This window comes from Pseudomonas sp. NPDC087626 (assembly GCF_044743405.1).
GTDB lineage: Bacteria > Pseudomonadota > Gammaproteobacteria > Pseudomonadales > Pseudomonadaceae > Aquipseudomonas.
Genome location: NZ_JBIUWJ010000028.1, coordinates 19569 through 36496 on the forward strand (window position 1 = coordinate 19569; position 16928 = coordinate 36496).

Annotated in this window: 14 protein-coding genes; 9 read left to right on the forward strand and 5 right to left on the reverse strand. The window is 61.6% G+C overall.

Going from position 1 to position 16928, the window contains the following annotated elements:
* Positions 1 to 4 precede the first annotated feature (4 nt).
* Positions 5 to 2755, reverse strand: a complete 2751-nt coding sequence (locus ACIOVD_RS20945) for a response regulator (RefSeq protein WP_095170355.1) — start codon at positions 2753 to 2755, stop codon at positions 5 to 7.
* 207 nt (positions 2756 to 2962) lie between these two features.
* Between ACIOVD_RS20945 and ACIOVD_RS20950 the strand changes: the two genes are divergently transcribed.
* The 8 genes from ACIOVD_RS20950 to ACIOVD_RS20985 all read left to right on the forward strand — a co-directional run bounded on the left by ACIOVD_RS20950 (position 2963) and on the right by ACIOVD_RS20985 (position 12528).
* The gene (locus ACIOVD_RS20950; RefSeq protein WP_095170354.1) at positions 2963 to 3685 is read left to right on the forward strand and encodes a response regulator transcription factor; all 723 of its coding nucleotides are present in this window, start codon (positions 2963 to 2965) and stop codon (positions 3683 to 3685) included.
* Positions 3672 to 5033 carry a histidine kinase sensor domain-containing protein gene (locus ACIOVD_RS20955; protein ID WP_401130005.1) on the forward strand — a complete coding sequence of 454 codons (1362 nt, stop codon included), beginning with the start codon at positions 3672 to 3674 and terminating at the stop codon, positions 5031 to 5033. The genes ACIOVD_RS20950 and ACIOVD_RS20955 overlap by 14 nt, the downstream gene beginning before the upstream one ends.
* Positions 5034 to 5159: 126 nt before the next feature.
* A complete protein-coding gene (gene cysM / locus ACIOVD_RS20960; RefSeq protein ID WP_401130007.1) occupies positions 5160 to 6062 on the forward strand; it encodes a cysteine synthase CysM in 903 nt (300 codons plus the stop codon).
* Positions 6062 to 7414, forward strand: a complete 1353-nt coding sequence (rlmD, locus tag ACIOVD_RS20965; RefSeq protein ID WP_095170351.1) for a 23S rRNA (uracil(1939)-C(5))-methyltransferase RlmD — start codon at positions 6062 to 6064, stop codon at positions 7412 to 7414. Before cysM ends, rlmD begins: the two co-directional genes overlap by 1 nt.
* 122 nt (positions 7415 to 7536) lie before the next feature.
* The gene (gene relA, locus ACIOVD_RS20970; protein WP_095170350.1) at positions 7537 to 9780 is read left to right on the forward strand and encodes a GTP diphosphokinase; all 2244 of its coding nucleotides are present in this window, start codon (positions 7537 to 7539) and stop codon (positions 9778 to 9780) included.
* Between the two features lie 165 nt (positions 9781 to 9945).
* Positions 9946 to 10779, forward strand: a complete 834-nt coding sequence (mazG, locus tag ACIOVD_RS20975; protein ID WP_401130010.1) for a nucleoside triphosphate pyrophosphohydrolase — start codon at positions 9946 to 9948, stop codon at positions 10777 to 10779.
* Positions 10780 to 10803: 24 nt separating this feature from the next.
* Positions 10804 to 11346: a DUF2058 domain-containing protein gene (locus ACIOVD_RS20980; protein ID WP_095170349.1), complete on the forward strand. Its 543-nt coding sequence runs from the start codon at positions 10804 to 10806 to the stop codon at positions 11344 to 11346.
* A 237-nt stretch (positions 11347 to 11583) separates the two neighbouring features.
* The gene (locus tag ACIOVD_RS20985; protein WP_401130012.1) at positions 11584 to 12528 is read left to right on the forward strand and encodes a hypothetical protein; all 945 of its coding nucleotides are present in this window, start codon (positions 11584 to 11586) and stop codon (positions 12526 to 12528) included.
* A 56-nt stretch (positions 12529 to 12584) separates the two neighbouring features.
* Here the strand turns inward: ACIOVD_RS20985 and ACIOVD_RS20990 are convergent, their stop codons facing one another.
* The 4 genes from ACIOVD_RS20990 to purM form a co-directional block, all read right to left on the reverse strand.
* Entirely contained in the window at positions 12585 to 12773 is a 189-nt protein-coding gene (locus tag ACIOVD_RS20990; protein WP_095170347.1) for a hypothetical protein, read from the reverse strand.
* Between the two features lie 274 nt (positions 12774 to 13047).
* Positions 13048 to 13761 carry a DUF3108 domain-containing protein gene (locus tag ACIOVD_RS20995; RefSeq protein ID WP_095170346.1) on the reverse strand — a complete coding sequence of 238 codons (714 nt, stop codon included), beginning with the start codon at positions 13759 to 13761 and terminating at the stop codon, positions 13048 to 13050.
* An 8-nt stretch (positions 13762 to 13769) separates the two neighbouring features.
* Positions 13770 to 14420, reverse strand: coding sequence for a phosphoribosylglycinamide formyltransferase (gene purN / locus ACIOVD_RS21000; protein ID WP_095170345.1), 651 nt, complete (start codon positions 14418 to 14420; stop codon positions 13770 to 13772).
* Positions 14420 to 15478: a phosphoribosylformylglycinamidine cyclo-ligase gene (gene purM, locus ACIOVD_RS21005; RefSeq protein WP_095170344.1), complete on the reverse strand. Its 1059-nt coding sequence runs from the start codon at positions 15476 to 15478 to the stop codon at positions 14420 to 14422. The genes purN and purM overlap by 1 nt, the downstream gene beginning before the upstream one ends.
* Before the next feature lie 386 nt (positions 15479 to 15864).
* On the opposite strand from purM, the gene ACIOVD_RS21010 reads away from it, so the two are divergent.
* Positions 15865 to 16905, forward strand: a complete 1041-nt coding sequence (locus ACIOVD_RS21010; RefSeq protein ID WP_401130015.1) for a DUF2066 domain-containing protein — start codon at positions 15865 to 15867, stop codon at positions 16903 to 16905.
* Positions 16906 to 16928: the final 23 nt, after the last annotated feature.

The following is a 16928-nucleotide window of genomic DNA, read 5'->3' on the forward strand; positions in this document are numbered from 1 at the left end:
TGGATCAGGCGCTGATCCGGGCTTGCAGGGCCAGGCGGTTGATCGCGCGTTCCAGTTCTTCCAGCGCGGCATGGGCCTTGGGGTCTTGCTGCTTGAGCAGGGTTTCACTGCGTTGGCAGGCCGCGCGCAGCTGCGGTACCCCGCAATAACGCGTGGCGCCGTGCAAGCGGTGGACCCGCTCGATCAAGGCATTGTGGTCATGGCTCTGGCGGGCCACGCGAATCGCCTCGCGGTCAGCCTCCAAAGACGCCAGCAGCATTGCCAGCATGTCGGCGGCCAGGTCGGCCTTGCCGGCGGCCAGGCGCAGGCCTTCATCCGGGTCGAGTACCAGCAGGTCGCTGGTGCTGCCATAAGTGTCGGCGCGCTCCGGCGCATGATTGCGCAGCGCCAGTCCCGTCCACTTCAATACCACCTGCGCCAGTTGGCGCTCACTGATGGGCTTGGTCAGGTAATCGTCCATGCCGCTTTGCAGCAGCGCGCGTTTTTCGTTGGCCATGGCGTGCGCTGTGAGGGCGACGATCGGCAGCGGCGTGCAGTGCCGTTCACTTTCCCACTGGCGAATGGTTTCGGTGCTCTGGCGCCCGTCCATGCCGGGCATCTGTACATCCATCAGCACCAGGTCGAAGGTTTCGGTCTGCACGGCCTTGATCGCCGCGTAACCACTTTCCACCGCCAGGACCTTGGCCCCCATGTCTTCGAGCAGGGTTTGCACCAGCAACAGGTTGGCCGGGTTGTCGTCCACACAGAGCACTTTGGGTGGACGGCTGGACAGCGGCTCGCCAGGTTCACTGCGCACCTGGCGTGGGGTGACCAGGTCGGACAAAGCCCGGCGCAACTTGCGGGTGCAGGCCGGCTTGGCCTGCAACTGGCTATGGGGGTTGGGCACCGAGAGGTGGAACAGCGTCTGTTCGGTGGTCGGGCACAGCACCAGCACCTTGCAGCCCAGGTGCTCGAGGTCCCAGATGTGCTGGTTGAGCCGCTCCGGAGGCATGTCGTTGGAGGTGATGCCCAGGACCGCCAGGTCGATCGCCTGCTCGGTCTGATGAGCAATGGTGACGCCGTTGGCCAGGCTTTCCAGGGTGTTGAACGGGGTGACTTCCAAGCCGCAGTCCTGCAATTGGTGCTGCAAGGCCTGGCGCGCCAGTTCGTGGTTTTCCAGGACTGCGACGCGACGTCCCAACAGTGGCGGGGCCGGTAGGTCCTCGATGTCGTCGCGAGTCTTGGGCAGGCTCAGGCTGATCCAGAATTCCGAGCCTTCGCCCGGGGTGCTGTCGACCCCGATCTCGCCACCCATCTGTTCGATCAGCCGCTTCGAGATCACCAGCCCCAGCCCCGTGCCGCCGGGCTGTCGGGACAAGGAGTTGTCGGCCTGGCTGAAGGCCTGGAACAGGGCTCGGACATCCTGGTTGGACAGGCCGATGCCGGTGTCCTGAATGCTGATGCGCAGTTGCACGCTGTCTTCGAACTCGTCTTCCAGCATGGCGCGGGCAACGATGGTGCCTTCGCGGGTGAACTTGATGGCGTTGCTCACCAGGTTGGTCAGGATCTGCTTGAGGCGCAGCGGATCCCCCACCAGCGACAGCGGCGTGTCGCGGTATACCAGGCTCACCAGTTCCAACTGCTTGGCGTGAGCGGCGGGGGCGAGGATGGTCAGGGTGTCCTGCAGCAGGTCGCGCAGGTTGAACGGAATACTGTCGAGCACCAGCTTGCCGGCCTCGATTTTCGAGAAGTCGAGAATCTCGTTGATGATCCCCAACAGGCTGTCGGCGGACTTTTCGATGGTCCCCAGGTAATCCAGCTGGCGCGGCGTAAGTTCGCTCTTTTGCAGCAGGTGGGTAAAGCCGAGGATGCCGTTGAGCGGGGTGCGGATCTCGTGGCTCATGTTGGCGAGGAATTCGGATTTGATCCGGCTCGCTTCCAGGGCTTCCTTGCGCGCCAGGTCCAGCTCGATGTTCTGGATCTCGATGGTCTCCAGGTTCTGGCGCACGTCTTCGGTGGCCTGGTCGATACTGTGCTGCAATTCTTCCTGGGCATTTTGCAGGGTGCTGGCCATGCGGTTGATGCCCGAGGCCAGTTCATCCAGTTCCTGGCTGCCCAGCGGGGGCAGGCGGGTTTCCAGGTGGCCGTCCTTGAGCTGGGCCACGGCCTGCTTGATGCTGTTGAGCGGGTTGTTGATGGTGCGGCCCATGCGCAGGGCGAGCAGGGCGGTGCAGATCAGCCCGCCGACGATCAGCAGCAGGCTGGCGAACAGGCTGCGATAACCGCGCAGCAACATACCGTTGTGGGACAGCTCCAGTTCGACCCAGCCCAGCAGGCGATCGGCTTCATCGGGGATCACTTCGCCGGCCAGGTTGCGGTGCTTGCCGAACACCGGCAGCAGGTAGCGGGTGGCATCGCTGCCGGAGCGGCGCAGCAGGTGCGAGTTGTCGCCGGTCGGTGCCGGGTTGAGCATCAAGGGGCCGGCGTGCGCCACAGGGCTGCGGTCAGGGGCGAGGAACGACACAGCGCGCACGTCCTGTTGTTCCAGCGACTGGGTGGCGATGCGTTCCAGCAACTCTTCGTTCTGATGGCCCATTGCTGGCGCCACCAGCGGTGCCAGTTGTTCGGCGATCATTTCTCCGCGCTTGAGCAGTTGGGTCTGCAGGTCGGACTGCTGCATCCAGGTGAAATAACCACCCAGGACCAGGGCCATCAGGCTGGTCGGCAGCAAGGTCAGCAGGAGCACGCGACCTTTGATCCCCATTTTCTTCAGCACGCCACTCTCCTGCTCTTACGTCGTTCATCGATCATCGATGCGCCTATCTGGCACGCAATACCTGCGCAGTGTAGCGATTTGCAGGCAGGCAATCTCGGCAAATTGCCCGGCACCGCCGACAGCTGCGTGACGTCGGGCAGCCGCGCGGGTTGCTCATGGCCGGGCAATCTTGAATAATCACTGATTGAGAATTACTTGCAGAAGCTAATGACTCCCGTACCTGTTGGCTCTCCCCGGATCCTGGCGATTGAAGACGACCTTGTGCTCGGCGCTTATGTGCATGAGCACCTGGGACGTTGTGGTTTCCAGGTCACCTGGTGCCAGAACGGCAAGGAAGGGCTGGCGCTGGCCCGTGCCCAGGCCTTCGACGTGGTGTTGATGGACATCCTGTTGCCGGGCATGGACGGCCTGGCGGTACTGACCGACCTGCGTACCAGTGACTCGACGCCCGTGCTGCTGATGTCCGCGCTGGGCGCGGAAGCGGATCGCATCAGCGGTTTTCGCCTGGGCGCCGACGACTACCTGCCCAAGCCGTTCAGCATGGCCGAATTGCGCGTGCGCATTGAAGCCATCCTGCGGCGGGTGGCCCTGGACCGCCGCCACGTGCCACCGACTCTCAACACTGAAGCCCACAGCCTGCGGTTCGACGACGAACTGTGCGATGTGCATTTTGGCCAGCAGTGGGCTGGCCTGACCCGCAGTGAGTACCGGCTGTTGGAAACCCTCAACCGCAATGGCGACGAAGTCCTGAGCAAGGCCTTCCTTTACCAGCATGTATTGCAACGCGGCTACGCACCCCACGACCGCAGCCTGGACATGCACATCAGCCAGATCCGGCGCAAGCTCAAGGCCATCGGCTACAGCGAGCGCGAAGTGCGCACCGTGTGGGGCAAAGGTTACGTCTTGAGCGCCGTCGATGAAGTGGTCTGACCTCCCCGGCAAACATTCGCTGTTCTGGAAACTGGCGTGCCTGCTGGTTGCCTTCTGCCTGCTGATGATCTGGCTGAGCTGGTCCTGGGGCCGCTACATGGAAAAGCAGAACCAGTTTCTGTCCCACGAGGCCCGGGCTACCCTCATGGGTTACGCCGCCGAGGCCGAGCAGGCCTGGCAGCAGGGTCAGCGCGCCGGCGTTGATGCCTGGCTACAGGGCATGGCTCAGCGTGAGAAAGGCTGGGTGGGGGTCATCAGTAATGAGCTGCAATCCTTGAGCAGCCATGAACTCACCGCTCCGGAAATCCAGCGTTTGACGTTTTTGCGTGACATGGAATGGCCGATCCACGCCAAGCGGCTGCCCGGGCTGCGTATTCCCTTTCCCCAGGACTCGAGCGTCGGCAGCCTGGTGCTCGAATTGCCCAAGCGCTTCATGCCTGGGCGCTACCAGGTGTTCTGGCGGGTGATCACCAACGGGGTGATTCCCGGGCTGTTCACCCTGCTCCTGTGCGTGGGGCTGTACCGCTTGCTGGTGGTACCGCTGAACAATCTGCGCGAGCAGGCCAACGCCTGGCGGGCGGACCAGTTGAGCGTGCGCCTGTCGAGCCAGACCACCAATCGCAAGGATGAGCTGGGTGAACTGGGGCGCGCCTTCGATCACATGTCCGAACGGCTGCAAAGCACGGTGGCGCTGCAACAGCAGTTGCTGCGTGACCTGTCCCATGAACTGCGCACCCCGCTGAGTCGCCTGCGAGTGGCCAGCGAAAGCGAACAGGACCTGGCGCAACTGCGGGACCGCATCGGCCGTGAAGTCGATGGCATGCAGCGCCTGGTCGAAGACACTCTGCAACTGGCCTGGCTCGATACCGAGCGTGCGCCCCTGCCGGACGAGGCAATCCAGGTGCAGGCGCTGTGGGAAATGCTCACGGAAAACGCCTGCTACGAAAGTGCCTGGCCCAGTACCCAACTGCAATGCGCGGTCGACGCCGAGTGTTGGGTGCGCGGCAACCTCAACACCTTGGCCCAGGCCCTGGAAAACATTCTGCGCAACGCCATCCGGCATTCCCCCGAGGGCGCCTGCGTTCGCCTCGACGGTCGCCGTGACGGCGAGTTCTGGCACCTTTGGCTGGAGGATCAGGGCGGTGGGGTGGCGGCGGCCGACCTGGAACGGATCTTCCTGCCCTTCACCCGCCTCGACGGCTCGCGCCCGGGCAATGGCGGTTTCGGGCTGGGCTTGAGCATTGCCAGGAATGCCGTGCAACGCCAGGGCGGGCAGTTGTGGGCGCAGAACACCGGAGGGGGATTGTGCCTGCACCTGCGCCTGCTGGCTCATCCCTCTGCCGTCTGATCGGGCGCGCGGCAGCGCAGTAGCTGCTTATAGCTATCAGCCATAAGCACCGTACTTTGCGTGATATGGCCCGCGCACGTTTGCCGGTATGATGGGCGCCCCCGCAGTCTGGATTGCGAATACGCCATGACCTTGCAGTACCCAACTATCGCCGATTGCGTCGGCAACACCCCGCTGGTCCGTTTGCAGCGCCTGCCTGGCGAGACCAGCAACACCCTGCTGCTCAAGCTTGAGGGCAATAACCCGGCGGGTTCGGTCAAGGACCGTCCGGCGCTGTCGATGATCACCCGTGCCGAGTTGCGTGGGCAGATCCATGCCGGCGACACCCTGATCGAGGCGACCTCCGGCAACACCGGGATCGCCCTGGCCATGGCGGCGGCGATCAAGGGCTACAAGATGATTCTGATCATGCCCGACAACTCCAGCGCCGAGCGCAAGGCCGCCATGACGGCCTACGGTGCCGAGCTGATCCTGGTCAGCCAGGAGGAGGGCATGGAAGGCGCCCGCGACCTGGCCCAGCGCATGGAGGCCGAAGGCCGTGGCAAGGTGCTGGACCAGTTCGCCAACGGTGACAACCCCGAGGCGCACTACACCACCACCGGCCCGGAGATCTGGCGCCAGACCCAGGGCAGCATTACCCACTTTGTCAGTTCCATGGGCACTACCGGGACCATCATGGGCGTTTCGCGATACTTGAAAGAGCAGAGCGCCAGCGTGCAGATTGTCGGCCTGCAGCCGATGGAAGGCTCGGCGATCCCGGGCATCCGCCGCTGGCCCCAGGAATACCTGCCGAAGATCTACCAGGCCGAGCGTGTCGACCGGATCGTCGACATGGCCCAGGGCGAAGCCGAAGACGTGACCCGTCGACTGGCCCGCGAGGAAGGCATCTTCTGTGGCGTTTCCTCGGGTGGCGCGGTGGCGGCGATGCTGCGGCTGTCCCGGGAAGTTGAAAACGCGGTGATCGTCGCGATCATCTGCGACCGGGGCGACCGTTACTTGTCGACCGGCATTTTCGATGCGCCCAACTGATGGCCAAGCAACCGAGAGGCCTGCGTTTCCAGCCCACGGGCGGCAGCAAGGCCCCGCAAATCCCGACCGGTAAAAAGCAGCGCTTGAGCATCGAGCGCCTGGCCAATGACGGTCGTGGCATCGCGTTTTTCGAAGGACGCACCTGGTTCGTCATCGGCGCCCTGGCGGGCGAGGAGGTCGAGGCGCGGGTCCTTGGCGCCCACGGCAAAGTCGTCGAGGCCCGTACCGAACGAGTGTTTGTCGCCAATGACCTGCGCCGTCCTGCCCCCTGTGTCCATGCCGGGCGCTGCGGTGGCTGCAGCGTGCAGCATCTGCCCCATAACGAACAACTGGCCCTGAAACAGCGCATGCTCGCCGAGCAGTTGTCGAAGGTGGCAGGGGTCGAGCCCGAAGAGTGGGCTGCGCCGCTGAGCGGGGCGGAATTTGCCTATCGACGTCGCGCCCGAGTGGCAGTGCGCTGGGACATCAAGGCGAAGAAGCTGGAAGTCGGATTCCGTGCCGCGGGTAGCCAGGACATCGTCGGCATCGATGATTGCCCGGTGCTGGTACAGCCCTTGCAACCGATCATGAGCCGTTTGCCCGAGATGCTTCGGCGCTTGAGCAAACCGCAGTCCCTGGGGCATGTCGAGTTGTTCGCCGGTTCTTCGCTGGCCGTGTTGTTGCGGCACATGGCACCGCTGTCCGACGCCGACCTGAACATCCTCAAGGAATTCTGCGCCTTCCATCAAGCCCAGTTGTGGCTGCATGGCGAAGGTGAACCTCAACCGGTGGATGCCGGCCAGGCGCTGGGCTATCGACTGGAACGCTGGAACCTGGAGCTGGCGTATCGGCCGGGGGACTTTGTCCAGGTCAATGCCGCGGTCAACGAGGCGATGGTGGCCCAGGCCCTGGACTGGCTGCAACCGACGGCTGAGGAACGCGTGCTGGATCTGTTCTGCGGCCTGGGCAACTTTGCCTTGCCGCTGGCCCAGCAGGTGCGCGAAGTGGTAGCCGTGGAAGGCGTGCAGACCATGGTCGAGCGCGCTGCTGCCAATGCCGCTAGCAACAATCTGCATAACGCCAGGTTTTTTCAGGCCGATTTATCCCAGCCTTTGGCTGATGCCAAATGGGCCGAGGAACGCTTTTGTGCGGTACTCTTGGACCCACCGCGTGATGGTGCTTTCGAGGTGGTGCGCACACTCGCCTCGCTCGGCGCCAAGCGCCTGGTATACGTGTCGTGCAACCCGGCAACGCTGGCGCGCGACACGGTCGAATTGATCAAGCAGGGCTACCGGTTAAAACGTGCCGGGATCCTCGATATGTTTCCTCAGACGGCACATGTCGAGGCCATGGCGTTATTTGAAGCGAGCTAGGATGCTCGTCTGGTCCGACTGGGCCGCCCATGCCGCACTCGCAGCAGCCCAGCGAGGGCGCATGGGCAACGAAGGTCAGCGATTTGACGCATTGAATCTGCGTCGTAGGGAAGGTAAGCAAGATGGTACAGGTGAGAGCACACCAGCCGATCAACACCGACGGCAGTATCAATCTCGAGGCTTGGCTCGATCATGCGGTCAGTGTCGATCCGGCACTGGATCGCGAAGCCTTGAAGGAAGCCTGCGAGTTCGCTCGCCAGGCCGAGCAGCAAGACAATGCGGCGAAGAACCTGTGGTCCGAAGGCACGTCGAGTTTTCGTACCGGGCTTGAGATCGCGGAAATTCTCGCCGACCTCAAGCTCGACCAGGACTCCCTGGTCGCCGCGATTCTTTACCGTGGCGTGCGCGAAGGCCAGATCCAGCTGCCCAACGTCAGCCAGCGCTTTGGCCCGGTGGTCGGCAAGCTGATCGACGGCGTGCTACGCATGGCGGCCATCAGCGCCAGCCTGAGCCCGCGCCAGTCGATGGTGCTGGGCACCCAGGGCCAGGTGGAAAACCTGCGCAAGATGCTGGTGGCCATGGTCGACGACGTCCGTGTGGCCCTGATCAAACTCGCCGAGCGCACCTGCGCGATCCGCGCGGTGAAAACTGCCGACGACGAAAAGCGCAACCGGGTCGCCCGGGAAGTTTTTGATATCTACGCGCCGCTGGCCCATCGCCTGGGCATCGGTCATATCAAGTGGGAGCTGGAGGACTTGTCCTTCCGTTACCTGGAGCCGGACCAGTACAAGCAGATTGCCAAGTTGCTGCATGAACGGCGCCTCGACCGCGAGCGCTTCATCAGCGACGTGATGAACCAGTTGCAGAGCGAGTTGCAGGCCACCGGTGTCGATGCCGACATCAGCGGCCGAGCCAAGCACATCTATTCGATCTGGCGCAAAATGCAGCGCAAGGGTCTGGAGTTCAGCCAGATCTACGACGTGCGCGCGGTGCGCGTGCTGGTGCCGGAAATGCGCGACTGCTATACCGCGCTGGGCATCGTCCACACGCTGTGGCGGCACATTCCCAAGGAATTCGACGACTACATCGCCAACCCCAAGGAGAACGGCTACCGCTCGTTGCACACGGCGGTGATCGGTCCCGAGGGCAAGGTGCTGGAAGTGCAGATCCGCACCCACGCCATGCACGAAGAAGCCGAGCTGGGGGTCTGTGCGCACTGGAAGTACAAAGGCACCGACGTCAAGTCCGGCTCCAACCACTACGAAGAGAAAATTTCCTGGTTGCGCCAGGTGCTCGAGTGGCACGAGGAGCTGGGGGACATCGGTGGCCTGGCCGAACAGTTGCGGGTCGATATCGAGCCGGACCGGGTGTACATCTTCACCCCCGACGGCCATGCCATCGACCTGCCCAAGGGCGCGACGCCGCTGGATTTTGCCTATCGCGTGCACACCGAGATCGGCCACAACTGCCGTGGCGCAAAGATCAACGGGCGTATCGTGCCGCTCAACTACAGCCTGCAAACCGGTGAACAGGTCGAGATCATCACCAGCAAGCACGGCACCCCGAGCCGTGACTGGCTGAACCCGAACCTGGGCTACATCACCACCTCGCGGGCCCGGGCCAAGATTGTCCACTGGTTCAAGTTGCAGGCGCGCGATCAGAACGTCGCGGCGGGCAAGACCTTGCTCGAACGCGAGCTCAATCGCCTCGGCCTGCCGCAGGTGGATTTCGAGAAGCTGGCCGACAAGGCCAACATGAAAACCGCCGAGGACATGTTCGCTGCCTTGGGCGCGGGCGATCTGCGCCTGGCCCAACTGGTCAACCTGGCGCAGCAACTGGTGGAGCCGGAACGCGGCAACGAACAGTTGGAGCTGATCCCGCGCAAGGCCACCGGCTACAAGCCCGGCAAGCGCGGCGACATCCAGATCCAGGGCGTGGGCAACCTGATGACGCAGATGGCCGGCTGCTGCCAGCCGCTGCCAGGCGACGCGATCGTCGGCTACATCACACAGGGTCGCGGTGTCAGCATTCACCGCCAGGACTGTGCCTCGGTGTTGCAACTGGGCGGGCGCGAACCCGAGCGGATCATCCAGGTCAGTTGGGGCCCGGTGCCGGTGCTCACCTATCCGGTGGACATCATCATCCGTGCCTACGACCGCTCCGGTCTGCTGCGTGACGTCTCGCAAGTGCTGCTCAACGAGCGGATCAACGTGCTGGCGGTCAACACCCGCTCGAACAAGGAGGACAACACTGCGTTGATGTCCCTGACCATCGAGATTCCGGGGCTGGACGCTTTGGGGCGGCTGCTGGGGCGAATTTCCCAGTTGCCGAACATCATTGAGACCCGGCGTAACCGTACGCCATAAGACGCAAGAGCTTTATTGTAGGAGCGGGCGCCCGCTTGCGGCGCCCGCTTGCGGCTTGCTCGCGAAGGATTTGAGGGCGACGCATTTATTCAGATGACGCGCGTCATCGTTAACGTCCATCGCGAGCAGGCTCGCTCCTACAGTAAGCGGGCAGAGGCCGTTTTGATGTATTCACTTGAAGACCTGCTGCACCTCATGGCCCGTCTGCGCGACCCGCAGTACGGCTGCCCGTGGGATATCAAGCAAACGTACAAGAGCATCGTCCCGCACACCCTGGAGGAAGCCTACGAAGTAGCTGACGCCATCGAACGCGGCGACTTCGATCACTTGCAGGGTGAATTGGGCGACTTGCTGTTCCAGGTGGTGTACTACAGCCAGTTGGCCCGAGAGGAGGGGCGTTTCGAGTTTGCCGGCGTCATCGACAGCATCACCCGCAAGCTGATCCGCCGTCATCCCCACGTGTTTCCCACTGGCGAGCTGTACGCGCCGCTGGATGTCCCGCGCCTCGACGAGGAGCAGGTCAAGCAGCGCTGGGAGCAGATCAAGGCGCAAGAGCGGGCCGAGAAGTCCCAGGCACCCGAGCAGTTGTCCTTGCTCGACGATGTGCCCAGTGCGCTGCCGGCGCTGTCGCGTTCGGCCAAGTTGCAAAAGCGTGCCGGGCAGGTAGGGTTCGATTGGCCGCATGTGTTGCCGGTGCTCGACAAGGTGCGTGAAGAGCTCGATGAAGTGCTTGAGGCCATGGCCGATAACGACAAGGCGGCGATCAGTGACGAGGTCGGCGACCTGTTGTTTTCCGTGGTCAATCTGGCGCGGCACCTCAAGGTCGACCCGGAAACCGCGCTACGCGGGGCCAATGCCAAGTTTGAGCGACGTTTCCGATTTATCGAACAGGCATTGCGCGACACGCACCAACCCATAGAAAATTGCACCCTCGAAGAGTTGGACGCCTTGTGGGGCGAAGCCAAACGTCAGGAAAAGAATTTGCCCAGCTGCGGTTGAGCAGTTGCCTAAGTGAGTAAGCACATGAGCATTTCCCTTCGCGACCAGTTGCTCAAAGCAGGGCTGGTCAATCAAAAGCAGGCCAAGCAGGTCGGTAAAGAAAAGCAGAAGCAACAACGCCTGGCCCACAAAGGCCAGATCGAGCTCGACGACAGCCAGCAACGCCTGGCCCAGGAAGCCATGGCCGAGAAGGTCAAGCGCGACCAGGAGCTCAACCGCCAGCAGCAGGAGAAAGCCGAGCAGAAGGCCCGTGCCGCACAGATCAAGCAACTGATCGAAGTCTCGCGCCTGCCCAAGCTCACCACCGAGGACTACTACAACTTCGTTGACGACAAGAAGGTCAAGCGCCTGTCGGTCAACACCCTGATGCGCAACAAACTCAGCAGCGGCTCCCTGGCCATCGTCCACCATGGCGGCGGCTACGAAGTGATCCCACGTGAGGCTGCGCTGAAGATCCAGGAGCGCGATCCACAGCGCATCGTGCAGATGAACGTGCAGACCGAAGAGGTCGATGCCGAGGACGATCCGTATGCGGCCTATCAGATTCCTGATGATCTGATGTGGTAATACGACATGGGTAGTTGGCGACAACTACACATGCGTTAGTACTTCAGGCGGTCAAACATGTTGAGCCCGAAAGAGTGTATCGCTACGCTCTTTCGGGCTCTTCTGTTATACGGCGGTTAATATTTATTTATGTCTGGCTTCAGGTCGGTGTAATACCGAACCTGCGGTTGATCTTTTAATGGCCCAACGGCAAGGAGAGTATTTGATCTATTAATGATTCTGAGGTGCTTAATGTTTGTGACTATTGCGTCTTTGCAACAACCCACCTTTCATTCGGAATTCTCCTGGGCGCGTAAACCGGGCCAGAGCATCGTCAGTTATGTCACCCAGGAACTCGATCGGCGAGTTCAATTCGTCAGTGACAGGCTGAACCTGAGTGCCGAACTGACCATCAATGATTACGTCGACAGTCAGTGCCTGTTCTTCACCTTGCCCGAGTTCTTCTGGAACGTACCCTGGGCCAGTGCAGGCACCGAGGAGGAGCTGCTGCAACTGAGCAGTTGTTACCTGGAGCAGCTGCCGGGGAGTATCGCGGAGCTCATCAAGTGGCTGCCGCTCAACGACTATGGCAGGGTCGTCCTGATGGCCGGCACCTGTGCCAGCTTGATCAAGGTCGAGGATCCTCAAGGTGAGTATTTTGAAGTGGTCAACTCAGTGTTGCTGGCGAGCAACTTCAAGTTTCTGGGCGACGGCTTCCCGGAGCTATCGATGTGGCCAAAGCGCCATGTTTCCGGTATCGACTTTGGCAGTAATGTCGGCAGTGATGAGTATTATTGGTACTTTCAGCTTTCCAATAACTTGAAAGTCAAAGTGCGCAAGCTCAGTTCGGCGCTGTCCGAGCACAATACGGCGCAGGGTTATGGTCCGATGTTGTTTAACTCGATGATCGAACAGTGCCCTTTTAGTATCAATGTGTGCCTGGACTACGCGCGGCTCGAAGAGGGTGAACGAGATGAAGAGACGGAGCAGATCGAGGCGAAAATTGATTTTCTGATCGCCTGTGGCATGCCGTTTGATCAAAACCGGCCGTACCCGCCGAGTGTGCAGTTTGCGGTCAGGAACGATGGCATGGGCGAGGGGCATTGTCAGTTCGCTAAAGTCAGTTCCGGCCGGATCAGCCACGAACTGCAGGCTATGAAAGTCGAGGAGACGTTGCACTTTGTGCAACTGGAACTGAGCTGAGTCTGCAGCCGCCAGCCTCGGCGCTTGGCTGGGTTGGCGGCTGCAGTTTTCAAAGGTCAGCGCGTAGCGGTTTCGCGTTGCTGCTCCAGGGTTTCCAATTCGATGCGATAGCTGTGGGCGTCGCTTTCGGAATGAAACATTCCCACCAGTAAGTCTTGTTGATGCACATCCCAGATGCGGATGCCGGCGGCTACCCCTTCGTGGGACATGTGTGAATCGTCGCGTTCTGTCACTTTAACTGTCATCTGCTAGCTCCAATCCTGATTGATCTGCAGCAAGGCGTGTGCAGGCCTTTGTTATATATTTTGATAGCTTGCTAAGTAAATCGGCAGAATCGGTAACGGTCTGTTGCAGGAATTGAGAAAATCCTGCAGCCCGCGCAGGGCGTGACATTCGGTCGCAGGCTGGAAAGTTTCATGACAGAAGTTTCATGAGCCGAAGGGCTTCGCGGGCCGGTGACGGCGAATCTACAGGCGAAAAAAAGCCCCGCTTTCGCGAGGCCTTTGGGTATTTCCAGGCTTAGCTGCCTTTGACCGACTTGCCGTTGACGGTGCCGTCCAGGAGCATGATGTTGTACTCCTTGCCGTCGGTTTCGACCTGTTGCAGGCGAACCAGCAGGTAGTCCCAGTCCTTGGCGAACCACATCACGGTGATGCGTTTGCTTTGTGTCGGGTCGCGTACGCGCTCCACCTTGATCGCGTCGATCTGGCCGGCCTTGGTGTCGACTTTCTCGGAGCCCAGGACGCGGAAGTCGTAGGTATCGACTTCGCCGTCATCGACCACCTGGTAGCTCATGCTTTTCTTGCCAGCAGCGACATCGTGCTGCAGGGCCAGCTGGTAGGTAGATTTGTCGACCATGCCGCGGTTCAGCGGGATCTTGACCGCGTCACCGCGATCAGTGCCGGTGACCATCTTGGTGGTCCAGTCGAAATCCAGATCAGCCTTCTTGGCCTTGCCCAGGCCGCCACGCTCGAAGTGATACGACTGCGGCAGCAGGGTGTCCTTGTCGAGTGTCAGGGTGCTTTCTTCGGTCAGGCTGGCAATCATCATGGAGGCCTTGAAGCTGAGCTTCCAGACACCATTGGCTTGTTTGGCCAGGCTGCGTTCGGCAGTGCCGCTCATCGGCAGCTGTTTCCAGTCGGCGGTGTAGCTGGCGGAGAACGGTTGAAGGTCTGCAGCCTGCGCGAGTGGCAGGGCGAACAGAGCGCAAGCGAAGAGCAGGGCGCGACGCATAAAATCTCCTAGTTACGAATCAAGTGACCGCTGGCCTCGAGCAACTGGCCATCCAGTAAAGCACCTTCTTCGCCAAGGCTCAGGCGGCCCTCGGCAAACCAGCGAACAGCCAACGGATAAATCTGGTGTTCGCGTACGTGTACGCGTTGCGCCAGACTTTGCGGCGAATCATGCAACTCTACCGGTATTACTGCCTGTACGACCAGTGGGCCGCCGTCGAGTTCCTCGGTAACGAAGTGCACGCTGCATCCGTGTTCGGTGTCGCCGGCCTCCAACGCTCGCTGATGAGTGTGTAACCCTTTGTATTTGGGTAGCAGCGAAGGGTGGATATTGAGCAGGCGGCCCTGATAGTGGCGCACGAAATCAGCGCTGAGAATGCGCATGAAACCGGCCAGTACCACCAGCTTGGGCTGGAATTCATCGATCAGTTCGATCAAGGCGGCATCGAAGGCCTCGCGGCCTTCGAAAGCTTTGTGATCCAGGGCGCGGGTGTCGATACCCGCGTCCCTGGCGCGCTGAAGGCCGTAGGCATCGGCGCGGTTCGAGATCACGGCGCGGATGCGGACAGGGTTGTCCGCATGCTGTGCGTCGTCGATCAAGGCCTGCAAGTTACTGCCGGTGCCGGACAACAGCACCACCACATCACAGGTCTTGGACATCAATGAGCCTTGAGGTTCTTCAGTTCAACCTGAGCCGCGCCTTCGGCAGCGGTGGAAATCTGACCGATGACCCAAGGCTGCTCGCCGGCTTCACGCAGTACGTTCAGCGCGGTTTCAACGTGCTCTTGAGCGACGCAGATGACCATGCCCACGCCGCAGTTCAGCACGCGGTGCATTTCGTTTTCGTCGACGTTGCCTTGCTCTTGCAGCCAGTCGAACACGGCAGGACGGGTCCAGCTAGCAACGTCAACCACGGCTTGTGCGCCTTTTGGCAGGACGCGCGGGATGTTGTCCAGCAGGCCACCACCGGTGATGTGGGCCATGGCTTTTACGGCGCCGGTGTCCTTGATCAGCTTGAGCAACGGCTTGACGTAGATACGTGTCGGCGCCATCAGCAGGTCGGTCAGCGGCTTGCCATCGAGTTCGATGTTCTCGATGTCGGCACCGGATACTTCGATGATCTTGCGGATCAGCGAGTAGCCGTTGGAGTGCGGGCCGGACGAAGGCAGGGCGAGCAGGGCGTCGCCGGCGGCCACTTTCGAGCCGTCGATGATCTCGGCTTTCTCGACCACACCGACGCAGAAGCCGGCCAGGTCGTAGTCTTCGCCTTCGTACATGCCAGGCATTTCAGCGGTTTCGCCGCCAACCAGGGAGCAGCCGGACAGTTCGCAGCCAGCGCCGATGCCAGTGACCACCTGGGTGGCGGTTTCGACGTTGAGCTTGCCGGTGGCGTAGTAGTCCAGGAAGAACAGCGGTTCGGCGCCGCACACCACCAGGTCGTTAACGCACATGGCCACCAGGTCGATGCCGATGCTGTCGTGCTTGTTCAGGTTCAGTGCCAGGCGCAGCTTGGTGCCAACACCGTCGGTGCCGGAAACCAGTACAGGCTGCTTGTAGCCGGCCGGGATTTCGCAGAGGGCGCCGAAACCGCCCAGGCCGCCCATGACTTCCGGGCGCGCAGTGCGCTTGGCGACGCTCTTGATGCGTTCGACCAATGCTTCACCGGCGTCGATGTCTACACCGGCGTCCTTGTAGCTCAGGGAGGGTTGCTTGCTCATGATCCAGGCCTTTAGGGGGGATTCAGGGGTAACGACCGAGTCTGGCGGGAAGGCTGAAAGCGTCCTGGCGGGAGTGCCGCGCAAAACATTTCAGATCACCCGGCCATTGCCGGTCTGCGAAGGCGCGCGATTTTATCAGGCTTGAGGGGCAGCGGCCATCCTCGGGCCGACGGGCAGGGGCATATCGGCAAAAAAAAGCAAAAAATGCCGGCGTTGGTGATCTCGTGTGTCGCTGTATAAGGTAGAGCTGTTTACCGTCTATGGTTATGACGGAGTAAAAACTTCCAGCGATCGCGTGAATGTTTTGCTGGGGCGCGTGGTCACAGCCCTGTTCAAATTGATTCATGCGGTGCGTTCCAGCCGCTTTCTGTCGTCGGGAATCTTCCATGCGTCTGTGTAAATTGTTGTTTGCCGGTGTGTTGTCAGTGCTCAGCCTGGCCAGTCAGGCCCAAACCGTCAAAGGTCTCTATCAGGTACGCGAACCGGTCAGCAACCAGACCCCGCAAGAGCGCGACCAGGCCACCCAGCGTGCGCTCGACACCCTGGTGTTGCGCCTTACCGGAGATGCCAAGGCCTTGCAGAGCCCCGGCCTGGCCGCCTTGCGCAAGGACCCGCAACAAATTATCAGTCAGTACGGCTACGATGCCGGGCCGCCGGAAAGCCTGCAGGTCGAATTCGATCCGGCGAGCACCGATCGCGCGTTGCGCCAGGCCGGGTTGGCGGTGTGGGGCGCCAATCGGCCATCGATCCTCGGTTGGTGGCTCAACGACTCCAGTGAAGGCTCGAGCCTGGTGGGCGACGGCCAGTCCAGTGCCGAGCCCTTGCGTCGTGCGGCCCAGCATCGTGGGTTACCCTTGCGCCTGCCGCTGGCCGACCTGAGCGAGCAACTGGTCGCCACCGCACCCAATCTGCAAGGTAACGATGCCACTGCGCTGCGCAGCGCCTCCGAGCGTTATGGTGCCGATGGCCTGCTGGCGGTACATGCGCGTGAGGATGGCGGTGCATGGCAGGCCAAATGGCATCTGTGGCTGGGAGACCAGCGTGAGCAGGGCAGCGTGCAGGGGGCGGACAGCGCGGCGGTTGCCGACGCGGTGTTGCTGGCAGTGAGTGAGCGCCTGGCGCCGCGCTTTGCCTCCAAGCCGGGGGCGTCCGGCGAGCAGGTGCTTGAAGTGCAGGGAATGAACCTTGAACGTTATGCTGCGCTGGGGCGCTTGCTGGAGCCCTTTGGTGCCCGTTTGCAGCGGGTGGTGGGTGACCGGATCGTGTATCGGGTCAATGGCAGCAGCGAGCAACTGCGTGCGCAGTTGAGCCTGGCGAAGTTGCAGGAGGTGCCCGTAGCGGCGCCTGCGCCACTGGCCCCGGGCGCCGAGGGTACGCCTGCGGCAGTGGCGGCAGCACCCAAGGCGCAATTGAGTTTTCGCTGGTAGTTTTTCTTTTCCTATATAGAAGC